This window comes from Sporosarcina sp. NCCP-2331 (genome assembly GCF_023707945.1).
In the GTDB taxonomy this organism is placed as follows: Bacteria; Bacillota; Bacilli; order Bacillales_A; family Planococcaceae; genus Sporosarcina; species Sporosarcina cascadiensis.
Map to the genome: position 1 here is coordinate 91433 of NZ_BRCD01000005.1, position 23196 is coordinate 114628.

Annotated in this window: 18 protein-coding genes; 11 read left to right on the top strand and 7 right to left on the bottom strand. The window is 43.2% G+C overall.

Annotation, left to right across the window (positions count from 1 at the left end; translation table 11 throughout):
* The first annotated feature begins 42 nt into the window (after positions 1 to 42).
* From NCCP2331_RS04545 to NCCP2331_RS04575, 7 genes are all read left to right on the top strand, one after another.
* Entirely contained in the window at positions 43 to 600 is a 558-nt protein-coding gene (locus tag NCCP2331_RS04545) for a hypothetical protein (protein ID WP_251668860.1), read from the top strand.
* The gene (locus NCCP2331_RS04550) at positions 600 to 1415 is read left to right on the top strand and encodes a DUF1444 domain-containing protein (protein ID WP_251668862.1); all 816 of its coding nucleotides are present in this window, start codon (positions 600 to 602) and stop codon (positions 1413 to 1415) included. The genes NCCP2331_RS04545 and NCCP2331_RS04550 overlap by 1 nt, the downstream gene beginning before the upstream one ends.
* Positions 1412 to 2017, top strand: a complete 606-nt coding sequence (gene ytpR, locus NCCP2331_RS04555) for a YtpR family tRNA-binding protein (RefSeq protein WP_251668864.1) — start codon at positions 1412 to 1414, stop codon at positions 2015 to 2017. The genes NCCP2331_RS04550 and ytpR overlap by 4 nt, the downstream gene beginning before the upstream one ends.
* A gap of 219 nt (positions 2018 to 2236) precedes the next feature.
* Positions 2237 to 4990 (top strand): DNA translocase FtsK, encoded by a 2754-nt coding sequence (locus tag NCCP2331_RS04560; RefSeq protein ID WP_251668866.1) that lies wholly within the window; start codon positions 2237 to 2239, stop codon positions 4988 to 4990.
* A 130-nt stretch (positions 4991 to 5120) separates the two neighbouring features.
* Positions 5121 to 6434, top strand: a complete 1314-nt coding sequence (murC, locus tag NCCP2331_RS04565; protein ID WP_153722941.1) for a UDP-N-acetylmuramate--L-alanine ligase — start codon at positions 5121 to 5123, stop codon at positions 6432 to 6434.
* Between the two features lie 831 nt (positions 6435 to 7265).
* A complete protein-coding gene (locus tag NCCP2331_RS04570; protein WP_153722940.1) occupies positions 7266 to 7718 on the top strand; it encodes a DUF948 domain-containing protein in 453 nt (150 codons plus the stop codon).
* 55 nt (positions 7719 to 7773) lie between these two features.
* Complete coding sequence (locus NCCP2331_RS04575; RefSeq protein ID WP_153722939.1) at positions 7774 to 8433, top strand: YtxH domain-containing protein; 660 nt, start codon at positions 7774 to 7776, stop codon at positions 8431 to 8433.
* A gap of 45 nt (positions 8434 to 8478) precedes the next feature.
* Here NCCP2331_RS04575 and NCCP2331_RS04580 read toward each other — a convergent pair whose 3' ends face one another.
* The gene (locus tag NCCP2331_RS04580; protein ID WP_309296357.1) at positions 8479 to 10626 is read right to left on the bottom strand and encodes a cell division protein FtsA; all 2148 of its coding nucleotides are present in this window, start codon (positions 10624 to 10626) and stop codon (positions 8479 to 8481) included.
* 154 nt (positions 10627 to 10780) lie between these two features.
* On the opposite strand from NCCP2331_RS04580, the gene NCCP2331_RS04585 reads away from it, so the two are divergent.
* Complete coding sequence (locus NCCP2331_RS04585; protein WP_251668922.1) at positions 10781 to 11863, top strand: bifunctional 3-deoxy-7-phosphoheptulonate synthase/chorismate mutase; 1083 nt, start codon at positions 10781 to 10783, stop codon at positions 11861 to 11863.
* Positions 11864 to 11998: 135 nt separating this feature from the next.
* Positions 11999 to 12997, top strand: a complete 999-nt coding sequence (gene ccpA, locus NCCP2331_RS04590) for a catabolite control protein A (protein WP_153722938.1) — start codon at positions 11999 to 12001, stop codon at positions 12995 to 12997.
* A gap of 61 nt (positions 12998 to 13058) precedes the next feature.
* Here ccpA and NCCP2331_RS04595 read toward each other — a convergent pair whose 3' ends face one another.
* From NCCP2331_RS04595 to NCCP2331_RS04610, 4 genes are all read right to left on the bottom strand, one after another.
* On the bottom strand, positions 13059 to 14213 hold the full coding sequence (locus tag NCCP2331_RS04595) for an acetoin utilization protein AcuC (protein ID WP_251668867.1): 1155 nt from the start codon (positions 14211 to 14213) through the stop codon (positions 13059 to 13061).
* Entirely contained in the window at positions 14210 to 14854 is a 645-nt protein-coding gene (locus NCCP2331_RS04600; RefSeq protein ID WP_251668868.1) for an acetoin utilization AcuB family protein, read from the bottom strand. The genes NCCP2331_RS04595 and NCCP2331_RS04600 overlap by 4 nt, the downstream gene beginning before the upstream one ends.
* A gap of 15 nt (positions 14855 to 14869) precedes the next feature.
* Entirely contained in the window at positions 14870 to 15502 is a 633-nt protein-coding gene (locus NCCP2331_RS04605) for a GNAT family N-acetyltransferase (protein WP_251668869.1), read from the bottom strand.
* A gap of 196 nt (positions 15503 to 15698) precedes the next feature.
* Positions 15699 to 18581 carry a transglycosylase domain-containing protein gene (locus NCCP2331_RS04610; RefSeq protein WP_251668924.1) on the bottom strand — a complete coding sequence of 961 codons (2883 nt, stop codon included), beginning with the start codon at positions 18579 to 18581 and terminating at the stop codon, positions 15699 to 15701.
* Positions 18582 to 19012: 431 nt separating this feature from the next.
* Here NCCP2331_RS04610 and tyrS point away from each other — a divergent pair, with 431 nt between their 5' ends.
* Positions 19013 to 20278, top strand: coding sequence for a tyrosine--tRNA ligase (gene tyrS / locus NCCP2331_RS04615; RefSeq protein WP_251668870.1), 1266 nt, complete (start codon positions 19013 to 19015; stop codon positions 20276 to 20278).
* Between the two features lie 65 nt (positions 20279 to 20343).
* Here the strand turns inward: tyrS and NCCP2331_RS04620 are convergent, their stop codons facing one another.
* Both NCCP2331_RS04620 and rpsD read right to left on the bottom strand, forming a co-directional pair.
* Positions 20344 to 20718, bottom strand: a complete 375-nt coding sequence (locus tag NCCP2331_RS04620; RefSeq protein WP_251668871.1) for a hypothetical protein — start codon at positions 20716 to 20718, stop codon at positions 20344 to 20346.
* 250 nt (positions 20719 to 20968) lie between these two features.
* Positions 20969 to 21571, bottom strand: a complete 603-nt coding sequence (gene rpsD / locus NCCP2331_RS04625; protein WP_153722932.1) for a 30S ribosomal protein S4 — start codon at positions 21569 to 21571, stop codon at positions 20969 to 20971.
* Positions 21572 to 21916: 345 nt separating this feature from the next.
* Here rpsD and megL point away from each other — a divergent pair, with 345 nt between their 5' ends.
* Entirely contained in the window at positions 21917 to 23107 is a 1191-nt protein-coding gene (megL, locus tag NCCP2331_RS04630) for a methionine gamma-lyase (protein ID WP_251668872.1), read from the top strand.
* The last annotated feature ends 89 nt before the right edge of the window (positions 23108 to 23196 follow it).

Sequence of the window (23196 nt, forward strand, 5' to 3'; positions counted from 1 at the left end):
GGACTGATAGAAATGCAGGGTGCAGAGAAGGAGGGAAACTGGATGTTACGAAATGGAAAGATGATCTTGCTGCTATTGCTTGCTGTTTTCCTTGCAGGATGTTCTCAGAAAGTAGAAAGCCGTACAGATAATGCATTTATCGCAGCAAAGAACGCCTTTGAAGCGAATGATAAAAGAGCAAACGAGACAATTGGCGACATAAAGTTTCATAAGCCGGCTACGATGAAAGCGGACAAGCAATCCACTTCTCAAACGGTTGTACTAACCAAACGAAATGATTCATTTTATTTGACAGTCAATCCGAATGAAAAGAAAGACAGCCGCGTCTATTATGATTTACTGCTGACAGAGGAACCGGAAAACTTAATCGGAGCGCAGACTTTTGCAAAAGATGAAGCATTCGGGTTCATAGCAGTCATTCAGAAAAGCGAAAACCTGGTCGAATTGATTGCCGGTGTCGGCGGAGCAAGAGTGGAAACTGTGACAAATGAAGAGAATATCAACTCGTATTTGGAAAAAATGATGCAAATTGCCCGTTCAGTTCAGCATGAAGAGCAAGAAACTGGAAAGATAACGAGTAAGAAAGGAGAGAATCTGTAATGGAAGCAAAGGACTTAGTGGAAGAACTGAAACGCCGGCTGCCCGCGGAGAAGTTTGAATGGCAATTTGATCGCAGGGCAGACAAGCTGCGAATCGTTCACCACACTCTTCATCACGGGATGGACATTTCATTGCCCGAAATTTTAGCTAAGTATGAAAGCAAAAATGAACGTGCAATAGATGAAGTCGTTTACACCATCCAGGAAACATTTGATGCAATGGAACAAGAGCAGACGAAAGGGTTTTCTGATCAAAAGAATATTTATCCTGTTATCCGCTCCACTTCATTTCCAAAAGAAAGTGCAGCAGGGATACCGTTCTTGACGAAAGATCATACAGCGGAGACACAGATATATTATGCACTTGATTTGGGCACGACTTATCGTCTGATTGATGAAAGTATGTTAAAAGATCTGAACATGACGGAAAAAGAAGTGCAGGAGGTGGCGATGTTTACAGTGAAGACGCTGCCAACAGCATGGAAAACAGATACCGTTTCCGATAATGTATTTTACTTCATCAACAATAATGATGGTTATGATGCCAGCCGTATTCTAAATCAGCCGTTTTTGAAAGAGATGGAACAAAAGATAGAAGGACATATGGTTGTTTCTGTACCGCATCAGGATGTCCTGATTATCGCAGATGTACGTAATGATACTGGCTATGATGTCATCGCACAGATGGCTATGCAGTTTTTCACTACCGGCGCAGTGCCGGTTACATCACTGTCTTTTATTTATGAAGACGGCAAGCTGGAACCCATTTTCATTATGGCAAAAAACAGATTAGCTAGAAGGGAAAAGAAAAAATGAACGTATTTTATAATGCACAAGGAGTAGGCGATGTGTTATTCGTCCAGCTTACGACAGACACACCGGCTCAGGTGGTTTGCGAACGGAAAAATGATATAGCCATATTAAAAGATGAGACAACTGGAAAAGTTATCGGTTTCAATTTATTTGACGTGTCCACGTATTTTGACGTCTCTGCAATTGGACAGGTAGAGTTAACTGAAGAACTGGGAGAGCAGCTGATAGATGCCCTTCAGAAAAATGAAGCTGATATTAAGCTGGATTTGGACTTCAGTCCGAAATTCGTCGTAGGATATGTGACTGAGAAAGAAAAACATCCCAACGCTGATAAACTCAATATCTGTCAGGTGGATGTAGGAGACGGGACATTGCAAATCGTTTGCGGTGCACCAAATGTAGAAGCAGGACAGAAAGTGGTTGTTGCTAAAGTGGGGGCTGTCATGCCTTCAGGAATGATCATTAAAGACGCGGAACTCCGCGGTGCAGCCTCTTCAGGCATGATCTGTTCAGCTAAAGAGCTGGGACTTAAAGATGCACCGGAAGAAAAAGGGATCCTCGTGCTTGATGAACAAAGAGAAGCAGGGGAAGCTTTCGTAATTTGATCTGATTATTCCATACAAAAAGCTTTTGCCGCATGCTGAATTCAGCATGCAGCAAAAGCTTTTTTTGATTTCCGCGATGCAATTCTACTGCAATAAACTTAACTAAGTATTTTGATAAGTATCTCATCTTCATTTTTATTAATAAGAATATGCATCTGTTTGATTTCCATGCAAGTAACCTGTTAAAATAGATTGATTGACATGAAAAGAGTGATACATTTGAGTTGGTTACGAAACATGAAAAGACGTCTTCAGCAAATGAAAGAAGATGATGGACATACAATCGATCCATATGAAAATGCTTTAACAGGCGATATAGAAAATAATAAAAAAACAAATTTTAGATTTCCCATTGTTTCCGATCATGAAATTTATGGCTGGGAGAAAGAAATCGTTCAAAATGAATATATAAAAGACTATCTGCAGCAAGAATCAGAAGAAGAGTATGAGAGAGTGCCGCTTCATCAAAATGAACGCTGGCCCGGACAGCATGTACAAGAGGGGAAGATCCACAGGGCGGCAGCACGTCCTGAATCTGTTAAACCGCAATCTTATTCAAGCAGTCAGCCGGCTTCACCGGCAGTTAAAGCAGCACTGGCACCGACGCCTCTGGCAGAACGGCCGAAACCGTCACGCCGCCCGTTTTCTCCGACAGAAGTGCCGTCACCTATTTATGGCTACCGTAAAAGTTCACCGATTCTTTCTGCAATGGAAGCAGCAAAAATAAAGAGGCAGCAGGAAGAAGCAGAACAACTGGAAATAACACAATCTTACGCAGCTGAGATGTTTAAAAAGGATGAAATACTAGAAAAGACTGTTCAGCTGGAAGAGCAGCAGCCGAGCCCGGAGTCTATTCCGGAGGCTTTAGAGTTTCCTGAAATCCATAATATTATAGAACATGAACAAGATAATTTAGAAGTGATCTCAAAAGAAAAAGAAGAGCAGGAAACGGAAAAAATAGCAATTCCATCAGATCAGAAATATATCCAGTCTTCATCTCCCGCAGCTGAAGAACTTCTTGACAGCCCGTCTTCGTCTGGCGTCGCTACACTGATCGAAGATGAACAAGAAGAAATTGCCGAGGAAGAACAACTTGAAGAAGCGCTGACAATAGAAGAATCGGTAGAAGCAAATCAAGAAGAAGACTTATTACAGCCAGAAGAACGAAACATGCTGCAAGCACCGGTAGTATCAGAAAAAATGTTGTCAGAGGAAGAGCAAACAAATGAAATAGAACGATTGCCCTCTCTTTCTACTGAACAAATCGAAGCAGAGGAACAGGAAAGTCTCCATGATGGACAGCTGGATGAGAATGTTCCGGAAAAGAAAGAGAAGATCGTGCCTTTTAATGTATTGATGCTTCAATCTGATAAACAAAAACTGCTCGCGAAGAATGCCAATGCAAAGGCATCATTCATAGAGCAAGCGCCGGTGCAGCCACAGTTTGAAGAAGCTGTACCTGTTCAGCCGGCGGCAATAACTACAGCCCCAATGGTACAGCAAGCGCCTGAAGAAATGGTTGAAACAGAAGAAGTTGAAGAAATTGAAGATACACCGCCACCGTCTTATGCTTTTCCTTCTATGCGCTATCTGGCGCCTCCGGAAGAAGAAATAAAAGATGAAGAGTGGCTGCAACATCAATCCGCTAAATTAGAAGAAGCTCTGTCTTATTTCTCCATCCAGGCTACCGTTATGGCAGCTGTGCAGGGACCTGCTGTCACAATGTTCGAATTGACAGTGGAGCAAGGAGTAAAAGTAAGTAAGATACGAAATCTGACCGATGATCTGAAACTGGCTTTGGCAGCGAGAGATATTCGAATTCAAGCACCGATACCAGGCACGAGCATGATCGGAGTAGAGATACCGAATCGCCAGACGAGAGCGGTCCGTATTTCAGAAGTCATTGAGAGTGCGTCATTTAATTCTTCCGACTCGCCTTTAGAAGCCGTTTTAGGTTTAAGTTTGACGGGAGAGCCGCAAACTTTGGATTTACGTAAAATGCCGCATGGAATGATTGCCGGGGCTACAGGTTCCGGTAAATCTGTATGCATCAATTCCATTCTGATTAGTCTGCTGTATAAGGCGTCTTATCATGATTTGAAGTTACTGCTGATTGATCCGAAGATGGTGGAGCTTGCGCCGTATAACGGAATTCCGCATTTACTGAGTCCTGTTATTACGGATGTCAAGGCTGCTACCGCTGCTCTTAAATGGGCGGTGGAAGAAATGGAAAGGCGCTATGAATTATTTGCCCATTCCGGCGTGCGCAATATCGAACGCTATAATGAAATGGTCATGGAGTCACGCCGTTTTTCTTTAAAAATGCCCTATATGCTGATTGTCATCGATGAGTTAGCAGATCTAATGATGATGGCGCCGGCAGATGTAGAAATTTCCATCAGCCGGATTACGCAAAAAGCACGTGCTTGCGGTATTCATTTGATTATCGCTACCCAGCGTCCTTCAGTAGATGTCATTACCGGCACGATAAAAGCAAATATCCCGACACGCATCGCATTTGCTGTTTCTTCACAGGTCGATTCCAGAACAATACTGGATGGTGTAGGCGCAGAAAGATTGCTGGGTAAAGGAGATATGCTTTACTTAGGAAATGGCCAATCCTCACCCGTCCGGCTGCAAGGGACATTTGTCACGGACGATGAAATTGAGCGTATAATAGAACATGTTCGAAATGAAGCGGAACCGGATTATTTATTCGGCCAGGAAGACTTACTGGCGGCGGCTGTTCAAGAAGAGGAAACTGACCCTTTATTCCGGCAGGCCTGTACGTTTGTCATTGAGCAGGGGAGTGCATCCACCTCTTCGCTGCAGCGTCATTTCAGCATCGGATATAATCGTGCTGCAAAATTAATTGACCGGATGGAATCGAACCAATTCATATCGGAACAGCGGGGAAGCAAGCCGCGGGATGTGTTTTTGACTCACCAGGCGCTAGAAAGCTTTCTTAGCTGATGGATTCCATAGTTAGTCACTAATTTTTTGTTCAAACACATGCTATACTATGAAAAGATATATTCTTCAGCCCATTATGTTTGTGCTGAAGATAAAAAGTGGGATGAAAGAATTCCCGGGAGGTTTCAATATGACATTGTTTCATTTTACAGGCATCAAAGGTTCGGGAATGAGTTCACTTGCCCAGCTTCTGCATGATTCTGCATATACAATCCAAGGTTCAGACGTAGAAAAATACTTTTTTACAGAAGATCCTTTACATGAAAGAAATATAAAAGTACTGCCCTTTGATGAAAATAATATTCAGCCCGGCATGAAAATCATCGCCGGGAATGCCTTTAAAGATGATCATCCAGAATTGATGCGCGCAAAAGAGCTGGGACTTGAAGTAATTCGCTATCATGATTTCCTGGGTACTTATATGGAGCAATTTACGTCAGTCGGGGTTACGGGAACACACGGCAAAACGTCTACTACCGGATTACTGTCACATGTGCTCGGCGGGTATGCGCCGACTTCCTACCTTATAGGAGACGGTACTGGAAAAGGCGTCGAGAATACGGAGTACTTTGTTTTTGAAGCATGCGAATATAAACGTCACTTTTTAGCCTATCATCCGGATTATGCAATCATGACGAATATTGATTTTGATCACCCTGACTACTTCACCAGTTTAGATGATATTCTGGATGCATTCAGTGAGATGGCGGGCCAAGTGAAAAAAGCTCTGATTGCGTGCGGTGATGATGAGAATCTCCAACGTCTGCAAACGCAGGTGCCGATTGTCTATTACGGGCTGGAATCTTCCAATGATTTCTGCGCAGCAAATATTCAGAAAGACCAAATAGGCTGTTCTTTTGATGTCTTTATCCGCAATGAATTCTACTACCGGTTCACGATTCCGCAGACAGGGGATCATGCGATTAAAAATGCACTTGGCGTCATTACTCTGTGTCACTACGAGAATATCCCCGCAGAAGTGATCAATGAACGTTTTGCTTCATTTACCGGAGTGAAAAGAAGATTTTCCGTCATGGAATATGAAGGAAGAATTTTGGTGGATGATTATGCGCACCATCCTACAGAAATACGAGCGACGATGGATTCGGCACGTCAAAAATATCCTAATCGCGAAGTGGTGGCTGTCTTCCAACCCCATACATTTACGCGTACCGCTGCGCTGATGGATCAATTTGCGGAAAGTCTTTCAGAAGCAGATCAAGTATATCTTTGTGATATTTTTGGTTCGGCAAGAGAACAGGCCGGCAACTTGACGATTGTTGATTTAGTCAATAAAATTCCAAATTCGCAGCATCTGAAACTGGACGACATGTCCGAACTTGCACAGCATCAAAACTCCGTAATTCTATTTATGGGTGCAGGCGACATTCAACAATATCTGCAGCAATTCAAGTCCAGTATTTCAAAAGAAGAAACAGCCTGACCATCGTGTCAGCTGTTTCTTCTTTTTTATTATGAAACAGGGTCTGCACCAAAATCAGTTCTTGATAATTAGTCATGTATGTATTGCGAAAATCATGCTGCAGTTTAAACTTGCTTCGGCGCTGGGGGATTGCCTTACGCGATAAGCCTACTGGCGAAGGGCGTGCATCATTGCCTTAATTTCTGCAAAGAAAGCAGAAATACGGCAAAGCGAACCCTTCGCTGTTCGCTTCGCAACGGCCGACCCCGCAGTTGCGCCTTCGCTGGTATGTAGAAAGTATATCATATTGTTTTTTGCAGAGTACGAATTTAGTTGGTATGGTTTTCGTTTCTCGACTTTGTATACGCATTGATCATAAGAATCTAAGTCTTTGCGGGATATTACGTATTGCATGAAACACCACACTTATCGTAATAATTTCAAATAGTATGATCATACTGTCACTCAAACAAAAAGTATTAAAACACCAGCCAGTGTACCGGAGTGGAAGGCGGCGACTCTGGGAGGATCAGCCCGACAGGTGAGACGACTTGCGGGAGCTTGCGACCAAGTCGGCTCACCGCGGGCCCGCAAGACACGCGTCCGCCTGGAACGCAGGGGAACGGTCTCCTACCTACTTACTATCCTATACTGCGTAATCCCAGCAAATCTTAAACTGCTCATGAAATAGACTGTCAAGCACATGTTTTGGTGAAGAGCCATGAAACAATTGGAATTTATTAAAGGATATCGCCTAGTTATGTCGAAGAGGAGTAATAAGACGAAAAGTTTAAAAGCTCTGTAAGAAGGGTAAAGTTTTCGTATAGAATATGCTGTAGGGGGAAAAGGTCAGTGGTTAATTTACTTTACATTGCAGCAGTTGTGGCTGCAATCGCATTCCTTATTCTATGTGTCAGTCTTGCCATGACGCTCGGGTCTTTAAAGACTACGTTGAGCAGTGTTTCACACACTATGGATGATTTGACAAAACAACTAGAAGGAGTCACAACAGAAAGCACGCAGCTTCTTCATAAAACCAATCAGCTGGCTGAAGATCTGCAAGGAAAAGTGGAAAAGCTGAACACTGTAGTGGATGCTGTAAAAGGGGTAGGAGAATCGGTTACCAACTTAAATCGATCCGTTCATCAAATCTCCAGCTCTGTTACTTCGAAAGCTGAACAAAACAGTGAAAAAATCGCGCAGGTTCTGCAATGGGGAACAGTTGCAGCCGGTCTGTACGATCAGGTGAAAGAGCGACAGCCCGCAAAGTCTTCAGGCTGGACAGTGTATAAAGCCCGTTCCTAGTACAAGCATTTTCCTAAGCAGCATACCAAACACTTAATTCACAGGAGGAAGAAAAATGACAGAAAACAAACCAAATTTCAATGAAAACCAGGGTACTTATACGAATACGTACGGGCAGCCGCAATATCCTGCCAATTACACATACCGTTCTACGAATGATCTGTATGAAGATGACAGCAGCGGCACAGGAAGCTTCCTTGCAGGCGCAATTGTAGGCGGCATCATCGGTGCAGCCACTGCATTGTTTCTTGCGCCTAAAACCGGACGTGAGATGCGTGAGGATTTTACAACACAAGCCTCACAGTTGAAAGATAAAAGTATCGAATTAAGTTCAACTGCAAAAGAAAAAGCGGTCGAGCTATCCAGTGCAGCCAAAGACAAAACAGCCGGCCTGACAGATACGGCAAAAGAAAAAACTGCAGCGTTTACTTCTGCAGCAAAAGATAAAACATCAGAACTTTCTCAGACAATCCAGGAACAGTCCGGTCAATTAGTTGATAAAGTGAAATCAGCTGCTTCAAAAACAAACATCCCAATGGATGATGGCACTGCGTCTTCTGAAGGCGAGGAAGCAACGGACTATAAAAGCATGAACAAAAATAATGAAAAATCCGGAGAGCTTAAGAAAACGGACAAGCCGATGGATGAAAATGAAAAACAGAAACCCAATAAAAACGTGAATCCTAATCAGCCGGTCAGTACAAAAAATAACTGATTGCGTAATAAAGAAAGCCGTCATTCGAGGAATGACGGCTTTCTTCTATTCAAAACGGATTTCTAGACGATCTCCTCCGAAAATAGGTTCATTAAATCGAATCGATTCGTCATTTCGCAATAAGCGATAAGCGGAAGCCGAATTGGCTGGAAGTGAAAAGTCGGTAAAAGAGAAAATATCACTAAATATAATAGGCGCATCGGAAATAGTCTTAAATTCCACTTGATCATTCGGATGCACTTGATCCATAAGTTCAGCGGGCTGGCCGTTAACATACGCGGCGATTCGCTGTTTTTTTATGGTCACCGGCTGACTATTGAAAGTCACATCAGCACGTGCTTCCAAAATAAGCTCTAATTCATCAGCGATATCTTTAATCTGAAGCAAAGGCGGCTGTTTTGTTTCAATACGATCTCCATCTTGCACAATATGCTGCGGAGAAACTTCTTTTCCGTCTATCAGAAAGCTGTTGGAGCGCGTTTTTAACACATGGTTTACGCCGTTCCACTTCACGGTAACAGGTTCGGAAGCCAATAAATACGCTGCGCCGTGAAATCTTTCAAGAGCGGCAGCCAATGTATTCGCCAGACGCACGGTCAATTCATCACGGTCAGCAAGCTGTGTGTCTAACGAAGTTACACGACCGTTCAACAGTATTTCGCTCTCAAGTGTGATGGGCAGTCCATCAAGATAGAAGTGTATGGACGCAGGTCCGTCTGCCAGGTCGCTGACAGCAGCTTCTGCATCACTTCCGTCTTTTCCGAAATCCAGCTCAATCACATCTTGATTACGAATCAGGTCTTTCGTGCTCGTTTCGGCTCCGTTTAATAAAATCCTTGTAGAAGAGCCATGCTCGCCCGGAATCGTAACCCATTGGCCATTCACCTTAACTGTCAACGCGAGGCCGGGCTTGCCGTATAATTGGCGGGCGGATACATGGGCGGCAAGCAGTGCGTCTCCTACTGTCATTTCTTTCAGTTCAAAGAGCCTGATCGTTTGTTCATTGACTGTGATCGACATATAATGAATCGGCGCTCTTTTGGCTGCAATCGCAATACCTATTGGCGTTACAAGAGCGGGAGAGGCTTCAATTGACTCGTCCAGAGTAACACCCGTTAAAGCGTCCAGACTTCTAATGGCTACACGGTTTTCGGGCAGTTCAAGCTGTACGCTCAATTCCTTTGGCAGAGCAGGCGTTAGACTTCCGCCTCCGACAATCATGACGGCCTGTGGTGAAGAGTTATTGTTAAGCCTCTTAATCTCGTCTGCAATCGAAACAGCCAGACGTTTTACTGCAGGAGAAATGACGTTCACGGCTTCCGCAGAAGGAATCTTCTGTTCAAAGCCTAGTATGTCCTGTACGGTCAGCGGATCTTCAGAAGAAATCTGGCGCTTCATTTGCTCGGCAGGCGGGAAGTCGAGCAAGTAATGACTGCTTAACGCTTCTGTCACTTCATCGCCTGCCACCGGCACCATCCCGTAAGCTGTTACGGTATTTTCATTGGCAATCGCAATATCGGAAGTACCCGCACCGATATCAACCAGCGCGATGTTCAATCTTCTCATGGATGGCGGAATGAGTACGTTGATAGCAGCGATCGGTTCGAGCGTAAGGGCTTCCATCTCCAGATCAGCACGTTTTAAAGCGGCGAGCAGCGATTCAACTACAACACGAGGCAGGAACGTAGCAATGACTTCGATCGTAGCTTCTGTACCGGTCTGGTCGATCAGACTCCCGATGTCTTCGCCGTTCAATTTATAGTGCAAGACAGAATATCCTACACAGTAATAATGATCTTCTTCTTTTGAATGTTGAGAAGAAAGCAGCGTTTGCTGGGCATTTTGCACTGCTGATAATTCCAATCGGTTAATATCTTCAGTTGAGATCAAGGAGCGCTCCGAGATATCAATGGTTACGGAGCCTTCAGCTGTCTTAAGAGAGCGGCCGGCAGCAGCAACACTGACACGTTCTAACTTGCCATGCTGCTCTTCGAGTTCCATTTTAATTTCTTGAATAATAGAAGCCACGCTTAAAATATTATGTATTTGCCCATCAATCATGGAACGTTCTTTATGTTCTTTTGAGATCAGATCAACAATGTGAAATGAATCTTCCTGTTCTTTTAGCACGATACCGACAACAGAACGTGTTCCGATGTCGAGTGCGAATAAAGTATTAGCCAGGATTTTCAACCCCGTTTCTATGTGAAAATAGTGTAAATGTCTTAATTCAGTGAAATTGCGTGACTTTTCAAAGAGGTTTCTTTATACTTGGTCTATTATATAAAAATGTAACATAGATTCCACAGTTAGAAAAGGATGATATGTGCGGGGAGGAGACAGAATGATGAGCAAGCAAGATTTAGGTGAGTTGAGAGGTCGTATCGATCAGTTGAACGTAGAGATTTTAGAACTGATCAATAATCGTACTTCTATAGTCCAGGAAATTGGAAAAGTAAAAGAAAAGCAAGGTGTTAATAGATATGATCCGATCCGCGAACGGGAGATGTTGAATGTTCTAAAAAATGCCAATAACGGCCCGCTGCCTGACGGTATTTTGGAACAGGTATTCAAGTCAATATTCATGTCGGCGCTGGAGGTACAGCAGGACGAGCAGAAGAACGCACTGCTTGTGTCGCGTACTAAGAAAGCTGAAGATACAATCGTAGACGTCAACGGACAGAAAATTGGAGGTTCTGAACCTACATTTATTTTCGGACCATGTGCCGTAGAATCATACGAGCAAGTATTGGCAGTTGCAAAATCCATCAAGGCCAAGGGATTAACGATGATTCGCGGAGGAGCTTACAAGCCGCGCACATCTCCATATGATTTCCAAGGATTAGGTCTTGAAGGGTTAAAAATTCTTAAACGAGTTGCAGATGAAACAGGATTGTCGATTGTTACGGAAATCATTACACCGGCACACTTGGAAGAAGCGCTTGAGTATATCGACGTAATCCAAATCGGTGCACGTAACATGCAGAACTTCGAATTGCTGAAAGAAGCAGGAATGGTGGACAAGCCAGTGCTTCTGAAACGCGGAATGTCTGCTACGATTTCCGAATTCGTCAATGCAGCTGAATATATTATTTCTAAAGGGAATACTGAAATCATGCTATGTGAGCGCGGAATCCGTACTTATGAAACAGCTACACGAAATACATTAGATATTTCAGCTGTTCCGATTCTGAAGCAGGAGACTCATCTGCCTGTATTTGTTGATGTAACACACTCCACAGGCCGTAAGGATCTATTGCTTCCAACTGCTAAAGCAGCGATCGCAGTAGGCGCAGACGGCGTTATGGCGGAAGTACATCCGGACCCGGCGGTTGCTTTGTCGGATTCAGCCCAGCAAATGAACATCGAGCAGTTCGATGAGTTCTACGAACAGATGCAGCGTTTCATGAACACGCACCAAACGATCTGACAATCGGGCACCGATCCTTACTTACGAGGGTCGGTGCCTTCTACATATTAAAGTTTTTTAAATAAAGAAAATACCCTATAAAACGGGGGAACACTGTATACTAGTATTGAATAAGGATTGTTGGGAGGATCAGAAATGGCCATCACCATTTACGATGTAGCAAGAGAAGCAAACGTATCTATGGCAACGGTTTCACGGGTAGTGAACGGTAATCAGAATGTGAAACCCGCTACACGCAAAAAAGTATTGGATTGTATTGAGAGATTAGGTTACAGACCGAATGCGGTGGCAAGGGGTCTGGCAAGCAAGCGGACAACGACCATTGGTGTTATTGTACCTGATATGTCGAAGAGCTACTACGCGGAACTCTCAAGAGGGATTGCAGACGTAGCCACGATGTATGAATACAATATTATTATCTCCAATTCGGATAAGAGCGCATCTCGTGAAGTGGAGCTGTTTGAAGACCATTTAGGGAAACAAGTAGATGGGCTGATCTTTATGAGTGATTCCATTTCTCCTGAAGTACGGACCGAAATGAAAACAGCGAACGTGCCGATTGTATTAGCCGGTACATTAGATTTCGAAACCAATTTGCCTTCCGTCAATATCGATCATGAGCAGGCTGCTTATGATGTAGTGAAGAAGCTGATTGATAATGGACATAAGCGAATTGCTTTTGTCTCAGGTCCTTTCACGCGTGACATCAACAGAGTATGTAAGCGAGTAGGCTATGTGCGTGCGTTAGAGGAAGCGGGTTTGACAATTGATGAGTCATTAATCGTGGAAACCGACAATACGTACGATGAAGCGTATGAAAGTTGGAATATCCTGAAGAATTTGGACAATCGTCCTACTGCAGTCATGGCCAGCAGCGATGAAGTGGCGGTTGGTATTATGAATGGCGTGCGTGATCAAAATCTTCGCATACCGGAAGATTTGGAGATCATCTGCTTCCAGCATTCAAATCTTGCACGGATTGTCCGTCCTCAGCTGTCGGCGATTGTTGTGCCTTTATATGATTTAGGTGCGGTATCCATGCGTTTGCTGACAAAATTAATCAATGAAGAGGATGTAGAAGAAACAGAAGTTGTTTTGCCTTATCATTTAGAAGAACGTCAGTCTGTTAAATAAAAACAAGCAGCTTATCTTGTCATTAAGATAAGCTGCTTGTTTTCGTATATAGCACTCCGCATCAATTTCTGCGTATGATGTGAAGGGCTCTCGTCAGCATTTGTTCATTCTTCTCATTAATATCATTTTTCCTCGGCACAGGCTCGTACAAATCAGAAGGGTCCTCCCATGTATCTATGAGAGTAACCGGTGACTCCGGCTGCCATTTCTCCAGCCAGGCTTGAGGAAGAAGGCCGGCAGGTATAGGAATTGATTTCATTGTCAGCCATAAATGTGACCATGCGCGAGGTACGACGCGCCATATATCATATCCGCCGCCGCCGATGGCAATCCATCGTCCATCACAATAATCTTCTGCAATTTCCTTCGCAAGTTTCGGTATTTCTTCATAAATTTTCATTGTGCTGTAAAGGTGAGTCAATGGATCAAAGTAATGTGCATCTGCACCGTTTTGCGTTAAGATCACATCAGGTTTGAAGTGTTCTGCTACTTCACGCAAAGCTGTCCGGTAGATATGAAGGAAAGATTCATCTTCTGTAAACGCGTCAATAGGGAAGTTGAAAGATGTTCCATAACCTTTACCGTTGCCTCGTTCTGTTACATTTCCTGTCCCCGGAAATAAATAGCGCCCCGTTTCATGGATGGAAAATGTGCAGACGTCAGGATCATCATAAAACGTCCATTGTACTCCGTCGCCATGATGGGCATCTGTATCCACATACAATACACGTGCCCCATATTTCTTCTGTAAATACTTTATCGCGACAGAGCTGTCATTATAAATACAGAAGCCTGATGCTTTTCCTTGGAACCCATGGTGCAGACCGCCGCCGAGATTCAATGCATATCTTGAACGGCCTTCCATCACTTCTTCGATTGCAGTGAGTGTTCCTCCAACTAATAAAGCGCTTGCATCATGCATACCCGGAAAAAAAGGAGTATCTTCCGTCCCGATTCCATAAATACTCCCTATATTTTCACTTACTTCGCCTTTGCTTGCCTTTTTCACGATTTCGATATACTTCGCATCATGCGCTAAAAGCAATTCTTCATCTGTCGCTGTACGCGGTGTAACGATATCATCATCGTCAATCGCATGCAGATTTTTTAATAAATCTATCGTTAAAATGATCCTCTTTTGATTAAAAGGATGCGTATCCGAAAATTCATAGTTTAATTGGTCTGGTGAAAATATAAAGCTTGCTTGTTTTTTCATGAGTCCATCTCCGGTTCGCTTGGCCAAAGAACCTGAAACCCTTCCGCTTTTAAATCCTCAATAATCGAGAGGGGATTCATTCGTTTAATTCGGACAGCTAGAATTTTATAATCTTCCCCATCTTGATAGGGATGTACGAGGACACTGAGTACATTGGTATTATGATCATGGAAGACTTTAGATACTTCGTAAAGTATGCCTGGCTTGTTTGGAACACGAATTTGAATATGAGAACTGGGCTGGTTTGCCCCGGTTAATTCAATATAATTATAGAGAAGATCCGTTTTCGTTAAAATACCGACCAGTTCATAATTAGAAACGATCGGCAGACAACCAATTTCATACTCGTAGAAGAGCAAGGCCGCCTCTTCTACAAAATCTCTGGGATGCCCAATTAGTAAATCAGTTTTCATAATCTTAGAAAGAGGAGTTTCATAAAGTGAAAGCTCCAGCCGGTCGGATATGCTCGAAGGAGAAGCTTCTTTGACGTCACGGTCCGTCACCAGACCAATCAAGCGTCCATTATCAATAATCGGTATATGTCTGATCTTTTTCTTTTGCATTAATTGAATGGCATTGTCAATTGTATGTGCCGCGTTCAATGTAATAACATCTGTTTTCATAATATCTTGTACGAGCATCGTCATTCCTCACTTTCAGTGGTTTACGCGATTTTTGAAACGTACGCTGTCAAATTGCTGGATGGAGCTTTGATCTACACGTTTACCGATTCTGGCCATTAGACAGTTTGCAGGATGAGAACAAACTTCGGGGTCATCAGTAGAGAAAAATTCCATGCCGCCTGCACGCATCATTTTTTCCATGACTTTCCGGTAATCCCACACAGTTAAACCTGTCCCCTTTAAATCCCAATGCCAGTAATATTCAGTAGTAATAATGATATAATCTTCCATTGCATTATCAATCATCGACAGTTCTAATAATCTTTTACCTATCCTCGCGCCTCTATATTCATTTGCTACTTCAATTGCGCCGAGTTCGATTAAATTGGGAAGCTTGGCCTCGTACCATCGCTCGAGAGGATCTGGATAAAGAAACGTTACATAACCCACAATGGTTGTGCCGATTCTTGCAATATTAATTCTGCCTTCTGGAAACGCGGAAATTTTCACTAATGCCTCTTGCTGCTGTTTAGGAGGACGGAATGCTTTCAGTCCATCATGGAAATTCAATGCAGCTAATTGCTCGGATGAAACCGGTCCTTCTATAACTAATTCACCTTCATCATGAAGAAATGCCTTTGAAAAATAGGTTTTATGATGTTCCACACAGTTCACTCCTTCCTAATTAATTTACCCTGTCTGTCAGCGAGTAATCGTTGATTATTCTGAATGTTCTTCTCTCTATTAAGTATACAAGTTCTGCAATGAAAATGTGTGCTGTTTCAAGTTTATCATGAAATTGTCGGTATTATATTTCAAAAAACCGAACTACAATCATAAGATTGTAATTCGGTTTAGAAAATTAATCTTTCTTAGGCGGCTCCGGTTTTGCTGGGTCCGGTTTTTTCGCTTCATCTTTTTGTTCATCAGTAGTTGTGCCGCCGTTTTCTTTGTCTGGTTTAGTGCCGCCTTCAGTTGCTCCGCTATTATCATCTGGAGCAGGTGTATCTGGTTCTGGAGCAGGCGCATCTGGCTCCGGCTGTGGTTCAGGTTCTGGCTCCGCTGCAGTGGTAACTGTATTAGAAGGACCAGATAATAAGCCGGTAATATCTACGGCTCGTACATAGTAAGAACCGCCGCCAATTGAATAGGAACGGGATCCAGATCCTACAGCACCAATACGTGCACCGTTTTGATATATATAATATCCAACTACGTCATTGGAAGCAGATCCTGACCAGGTGAGTACAGACCCGTTCTGGCTCGCTGACACAGGAGCAGGAGGAACGTTATCCGCAGGGAATACAGATCCGGACACCACGTTGGCGGAATAGCCGCCTTTTCCTGCAAACAGTTTCGAACCGTCTCCGCCAAGCCGTCCAAGCATCCTCTTAATAAATTCTGAATTGACACCGACGCCGCCTGCTGTGACAAATTCACGCGGTGTAGAAGGCAGTGCCTGATACATTTTACCGTTGATCAGTACGCCTGCAGATGAAATGATGCTGTCATCCGGCTTTGAAGGTACCATCACTTTAGAATTAAACAGATCCGATTTCACCAGTCCTGCAGCAGAACACGCGGCTGAGGGAGCCAGCCCTGAAATCGAACAGAACGAACGATACACGACACCTGCCGGCCGTTTGAATGTATCTCCTGCTTTAACTGTTTCCGGTATTATACTGTTTGCAGTATTCATCAGCTGACCGAATAACCGCGCGGTCCGCTCTGAAGGATGCATCTGACTGCTGCTGCCGTTATACAAAGTCTTCGTCTGATCTTTATAACCGAGCCAGACACCAAGTGAAACATTCGGTGTATATCCCATCAGCCAGGCATCTGCATAATGCTGGGATGTACCCGTTTTGGCTGCCAGATCCGGACGGAAGTTCATGAATCCGGGCACTCGTGCACCTGTACCTACAGTTTTCAGCACATCACGCATCATATCCGTAACGATGTACGCAGTTTCCGGGCTGAAGACTTCTACTGGCTCTGCTTTATGTTCATAAACAATATTACCTTTCATATCTTCAATACGGTCAATCATATACGATTCAATAAATTTTCCTTCATTCGCAAATGTCGCGTAAGCATTAGTATTCTCTTCAACAGAAACTCCATATTTTAATCCGCCAAGTGAGGCAGAACGATTATGTCCGTCCTCTTCAATTAGTTTAGAGAAATTCATTTTTTTTAGGAAGTTGATTGGCTGTCTGTCTATAATCTGATCATACAGGCGTGCTGTCGATAAGTTTTGAGAACGAGCCAGTGATTCACGTGCAGAAATAATTCCTAATTCTCTGTCGTAATAGTTGGAAGGTTTCCATCCAGGTAAAACGAACTTCACATCAACAACGGGACTGCCGGCGCCAATAACGCCATATTCAATTGCCGGTGCGTAGACAAGCAGAGGTTTCATTGAGGAACCATTTTGTCTGAAAGCCTGTGTCGAGTGATTTGTCGCTTCTAATTCATGATCTCTTCCGCCGACGAATGAAAGAATCTTTCCGCTGTGGTTTTCAATCATCGTTGCACCGACTTGTACGGGGTTTTCGATAATTGTACTCTTGCCGGATTCTTTATCCGTTGTTTCAGAAGTATAAGTGAATCCGTAGTATTGAAAATTCTTTGCAACTTCATTCATTTTGTCATAAAGTTCTTTATCAATTGTAGAATAAATGCGGTAACCGTCCGTACGCATGGAGCGGTCAGCAATAATAGTATACTTTTCCTGCATGTTCGAATCCTCTTCGAAACGGTCTGCATCAATACCGTCTTTTTCGGCCAGTACTTTTGCCAGGATTTTAATCGTGCGGTTTTGAATCTCCTGGGTAACATATGGATAGCGTTCAGTTGCCCGTTGAGTAGGCTGTCTAAAATCTTTCGTGATATCATACGCAATCGCTTCTTGATATTCCTTAGCTGTAATATAGCCGGTATCTCGCATTCTAAATAATACCGTTTTCATCCTATTAATTCCCGGCTGAAGTTTTTCCGGTTCTTTTAACCCCTGATTTTTACTGTAGAAAGGAGTGTAGGCGAAAGGAGCTTGTGGAATTCCCGCAATATACGCTGCCTGTGCCAAGTTCAGTTCACTCGCTTTAATACCGAAAATGCCTCTTGCCGCAGTCTCGATCCCTGCAATATTCTGGCCGACAACATCACGGCCGTAAGGAATGATATTCAGATACGCTTCCAAAATTTCATCTTTTGTCATGAAGTGCTCCAAACGCATAGCAAGCAGTATTTCTTTCGCTTTTCGTTCGTAGGAAACTTCATTCGTCAAGATTTGGTTTTTCACGAGCTGCTGTGTCAGGGTTGAACCGCCTGTCTGACTGTCAGAGTTCGTGACGTCCTGGAAAACTCCGCGGAAAATTGCTTTTGGCACGATGCCGGTATGTGTGTTGAAATATTCATCTTCTGTTGCGAGCACCGCATCCAGTGCATATTGTGACACTTTGTCCAGTGTGATCTGTCTGCGTTCAATATCTGAGTTGATCTTACCCAGATAGACGTCTTTTGCAAAAAACATTTCAGATGTCTCTTCGTATGTAAAGACCGCATTTCGCAGTTCTTCTTTCGTCCGAAGGGGTTCTTTCGCAACCAATGATGCAAAGTATCCCGCTCCGACAGAAGTGGCAAAAACGGCACCGATCACACCGAAGATCAAAAGCAGTATAAATAAATTCCAGATCACTCCTGAACCGATTCGAACTTTCTTTGCCCAAGTTTCTTTTTTCATCTGCTCAAACTTATTTTCTAGTTGCTGGATTCGTTGGTTTTTGTCTTTAGTCAAGTCATTCTCCCCCTAAAAATCTTTCTCATTATATCATAGATTGCGGAGTAAATAATCATTTAATGTTGACTTTCATTGGAAGTTGGTTAAAATGAAAGACATACTAAATTACATGTCGAAGAAACCGAAGTAATGGTAGCGAATGTCCGTCCCAGAGAGACAGCGGTTGGTGAAAGCTGTTCGGTGCGCTATGCATGAATTACAGTTTTGGAGTGTACGCTCTGCACAGCGATATCAGTGCCTTAAAGCCGGAGAGTTAGCTTCTCTCAAGCCGGGTGGTACCGCGTTATGTTTATTACATTCAACTAGCGTCCCTGCATGATCATTTTTTATGATTATGTGGGGACTTTTTGTGTTGAATTAGGAGGAATTGGAAAATGGCGAATGAATTAATGGATGATTTAAGATGGAGAGGCCTGCTGTACCAGCAGACAAATGAAGAAGGTCTGGAGAAACTTCTGACGGATGAAAAGATCTCTTTGTACTGCGGAGTCGATCCGACAGCGGACAGTATGCATATCGGACATATCGTGCCGCTCTTGACACTGCGCCGTTTTCAGCTGCACGGCCATAAGCCGATATTATTAATCGGCGGTGCAACAGGGATGATCGGGGATCCTTCAGGGCGCTCGGAAGAACGACAGCTGCAGACAACTGCACAAGTGGAAGATAATGTGCGCGGCATCAAAAAACAACTGGAAATGATCTTTGATTTCGAAACAGATAATGGAGCGAAGCTGGTCAACAACAATGACTGGATCGGTTCCATGTCATTGATCGAATTTTTACGTGACTATGGTAAATTGCTGAGCGTCAATTACATGCTGGCAAAAGATAATGTCGCATCCCGTTTGGATCAGGGGATTTCTTTCACGGAATTCTCTTACATGCTGATGCAGGGTGCAGATTTCAATCATTTATTTGATCACCATAACTGCCGTGTGCAAATTGGCGGGTCGGATCAGTGGGGCAATATCACAACAGGTCTGGAAGTCATCCGTAAGATGCATGACGAAGAAGTAAAAGCATACGGTTTCACGATTCCTTTAGTGACAAAAGCAGACGGCACCAAATTCGGTAAGTCTGCAGGCGGTGCGGTATGGCTCGATGCAAAGAAAACATCGCCGTATGAGTTCTACCAATTCTGGATCAACGCTGCCGATGCAGATGTTGTCAAATACCTGAAGATCTTCACATTCTTAAGCCGTGAAGAAATTGAAGCACTGGAAACTTCCGTTCAGGAAGAGCCGCATCTGCGCAAAGCACAAAAAACGCTGGCAGAAGAAATGACACGCCTGATTCACGGAGAAGCTTCATTAGAACAGGCGATCCGTATCTCCGCTGCATTATTCAGCGGCGATTTGAAAGCACTGACAGCTTCTGAAATGAAGGATGCGTTTAAAGACGTACCGACTGTAGAGATGACGAAAGAAGACATGAATATCGTCGACTTCATCGTACAGGCGGGTGTGTCACCGTCAAAACGCCAGGCGCGGGAAGATGTCACAAACGGTGCGATTTCATTTAATGGAGAGCGCATTACAGAGACGGATTTCACAGTAGGGGCAGAGCAGCGGTTAGAGGATGCCTTTACGATTGTGAGACGCGGGAAGAAGAAGTATAGTATGGTGAAGTTTGTTTAAAAAGGGAACATAGTACAAAAAGGCCGCTGTCATTGAGTTTGATCAATGACAACGGCTTTTTGAGTTTATTGTATCAACATTTTTTTGACTAAGCGAATATCTGTATCATGATCGTTTACTAAGTGCTGCATTGTAACAATGTTTGATAACTTTTCAGTTTTCAGTGAGACATTTTTAGTTAATGCAGCAACATTTTCATCAGTGGAAATCGTACGTGCATCAATTTCGAGTATTGCTTGCTTTATGAAAAGTTGTTCGTTTCTAAGTGAGGATATGTCACTTTTGACTGATGTCATGTTTTTTGTAAGTGAAGATACGTTGCCTTTTAGAGAGGAAACATCATCTTTAAGAGTGGAAACATCATCTTTAAGAGAGGAAACATCTTTCTCTACTGTTGTTAATTTATCTGCAATAAATTGAAGTAATTCACGATCCGTCATAAATTATCTCCTTTCACACATTTTAGTTTTATGGGTGACTTACAATAGGTGATATTACGCAGGTTTATAATTTATCTATTTTCAACATCATATCATCTTTCTACAACATTGTATAGAACGTATTTTCGTATAAGTTGTAATTGTTATTATTTTATAAAATTCATTCGATTAATTTCAGAAACTGTAGGAATAAAAAACCCCTGGATTTGCAATTAAGCAATTCCGGGGGTTTAAAAATGCAACGTACTTATTAACGAGAGTAGAATTCAACGATAAGTGCTTCGTTGATTTCAGCAGCCAATTCGCCGCGCTCTGGAAGGCGTACGAATGTACCTTTTTTAGAGTCTTTGTCGAAAGTAACGTAGTCAGGAACAAAGCTGTTCACTTCTAGCGCTTCTTCAACAGCAGTTAAGTTTTGAGATTTCTCACGAAGAGAGATTTCAGAACCTGGCTTAACAGCGAAAGATGGGATGTCTACGCGCTTGCCGTCTACTAGTACGTGACCGTGGTTTACCAATTGGCGAGCTGCACGACGAGTGCGAGCAAGACCCATACGGTAGACAACGTTGTCTAAACGAGCTTCAAGAAGGATCATGAAGTTTTCACCGTGAATTCCCTGCATTTTACCAGCTTTGTTGAAAAGCGTGCGGAATTGACGTTCGTTTACTCCGTACATGAAACGTAGTTTTTGTTTTTCCTGTAACTGCATTCCGTATTCGGAAAGTTTTTTACGTTGGTTAGGACCGTGTTGGCCTGGAGCGTATGGACGCTTTTCAATTTCTTTACCTGTGCCGTTTAGTGAGATACCAAGACGACGTGACAGTTTCCATGATGGACCTGTATATCGAGCCATGAGAGACTCCTCCTCTGTTGGTTTTATTTTGTTGTAAAATAAGACCAGATATGTTCAATCCATCTGCCATTCTATAATCTTGCAACTTCGCCTCCGCAGCCCCGAGGTTACGCGATGCACCTTCGTAAAGGAATAGACTGGACAAAATAGAACACATAACTGCTGCAACTATTTTACACAAAGAATAGCATACCAATTTATTGGTTTCAGGTCAAGCATAATCATCGGGACAAACCGTAGCTTCAAAATTCTTTCGTTTTCCTGAGAATCGAGGTAGACTGAAAATAGGCTATATTAAAGCGTTTTCATGGATAGAGGAATAATATATTAAGAGGAGGAAGAGATATGCAGAAAAAACATAATTGGCATAAAGAGACGGCGATGATCCATGAAGGGTACGACAGCAAAGAACATCAGGGAAGTCTTGCGGTTCCTTTATATCAAACTGCAACTTATGTATTTGATTCAGCTGAACAGGGTGAGCGCAGATTTGCGGGGGAAGAATCCGGCAATATTTATTCCAGATTGGGTAATCCGACAGTCAATGTATTAGAAGCGAGAATTGCCGAAATGGAAGAAGGAGCCGGCGGATTGGCATTTGCTTCTGGGATGGCTGCTGTCAGTGCAGTGCTAGTTCATGTTACGAAAGCAAATGATCATGTAGTTTGTTCCCGCGGAATTTATGGCTGTACATTCGGTTTGCTGAAAATCATGGAAGAAAAATATAATATTACGCATACGCTGACATCCATGCGAACGGAAGAAGAGATTGAAAAAGCGGTAACTGATAAAACGACTTGTATATATGTAGAAACTCCAATCAATCCGACGATGGAGCTGGTCGATTTGCAGGCAGTGTCCAATGTAGCGAAAAGGCATGGGCTGCGTGTCATCGTGGATAACACATTTTGTTCGCCTTATAATCAGACCCCTTTATCATTCGGCGCAGACTTCGTTCTGCACAGCGCAACTAAGTATTTAAATGGACATGGAGATGTCATCGCAGGTTTATTGGCAGGAAAAGATAAAGAGGAGATGGAGAAGATCCGCGGCACCGTACAAAAAGATTTTGGAGGAGTCATTTCCCCGTTTGATGCATGGCTGCTGCTGCGGGGGATTAAAACGCTGCCTGTGCGGATGGATAGACACTCAGCGAACGCAGAAATTCTCTCTGATTATTTAAAAAAACATTCGAAAGTTGACGAAGTGTTCTATCCTTTCGATGAACAGCATCCACAATATGAAATTGCGAAGAAGCAGATGAAAACGGGTGGCGGCTTGATCTCCTTTACGATTAAAGGAGGTAAAGAGCAAGCGCAAACGCTCCTGAATAACCTTTCTCTCGTCAAGCTGGCTGTGAGTCTCGGGGATGCAGAAACACTGATGCAGCATCCGGCGACAATGACGCATTCAGGAGTGCCTAAAGCAGAGCGTGAAAAAATGGGCGTAACTGATTCGCTGCTGCGGCTGTCCGTCGGGTTAGAGCATATGGATGATATCATTGCTGATCTTGAGCAGGCATTTAAAGCAATTTGAAAAAACGGACTGCGATTAGATTCGCAGTCCGTTTTAATGTAAAATCTTTGTGAAATTGTGGAAGGGCTGCCTATGTTGCGGGCAGGCCT

Bases quoted from the DNA above. Each gene is read 5' to 3' on its own strand.
- NCCP2331_RS04620 (WP_251668871.1), bottom strand. From the start codon at position 20,718: ATGACGGATCGTGAATTACTTCAATTTATTGCAGATAAATTAACAACA.
- NCCP2331_RS04610 (WP_251668924.1), bottom strand. From the start codon at position 18,581: ATGAAAAAAGAAACTTGGGCAAAGAAAGTTCGAATCGGTTCAGGAGTG.
- NCCP2331_RS04575 (WP_153722939.1), top strand. From the start codon at position 7,774: ATGACAGAAAACAAACCAAATTTCAATGAAAACCAGGGTACTTATACG.
- tyrS (WP_251668870.1), top strand. From the start codon at position 19,013: ATGGCGAATGAATTAATGGATGATTTAAGATGGAGAGGCCTGCTGTAC.
- NCCP2331_RS04550 (WP_251668862.1), top strand. From the start codon at position 600: ATGGAAGCAAAGGACTTAGTGGAAGAACTGAAACGCCGGCTGCCCGCG.
- ytpR (WP_251668864.1), top strand. From the start codon at position 1,412: ATGAACGTATTTTATAATGCACAAGGAGTAGGCGATGTGTTATTCGTC.
- NCCP2331_RS04600 (WP_251668868.1), bottom strand. From the start codon at position 14,854: ATGCTCGTACAAGATATTATGAAAACAGATGTTATTACATTGAACGCG.
- NCCP2331_RS04585 (WP_251668922.1), top strand. From the start codon at position 10,781: ATGAGCAAGCAAGATTTAGGTGAGTTGAGAGGTCGTATCGATCAGTTG.
- NCCP2331_RS04595 (WP_251668867.1), bottom strand. From the start codon at position 14,213: ATGAAAAAACAAGCAAGCTTTATATTTTCACCAGACCAATTAAACTAT.
- NCCP2331_RS04545 (WP_251668860.1), top strand. From the start codon at position 43: ATGTTACGAAATGGAAAGATGATCTTGCTGCTATTGCTTGCTGTTTTC.
- megL (WP_251668872.1), top strand. From the start codon at position 21,917: ATGCAGAAAAAACATAATTGGCATAAAGAGACGGCGATGATCCATGAA.
- murC (WP_153722941.1), top strand. From the start codon at position 5,121: ATGACATTGTTTCATTTTACAGGCATCAAAGGTTCGGGAATGAGTTCA.
- rpsD (WP_153722932.1), bottom strand. From the start codon at position 21,571: ATGGCTCGATATACAGGTCCATCATGGAAACTGTCACGTCGTCTTGGT.
- ccpA (WP_153722938.1), top strand. From the start codon at position 11,999: ATGGCCATCACCATTTACGATGTAGCAAGAGAAGCAAACGTATCTATG.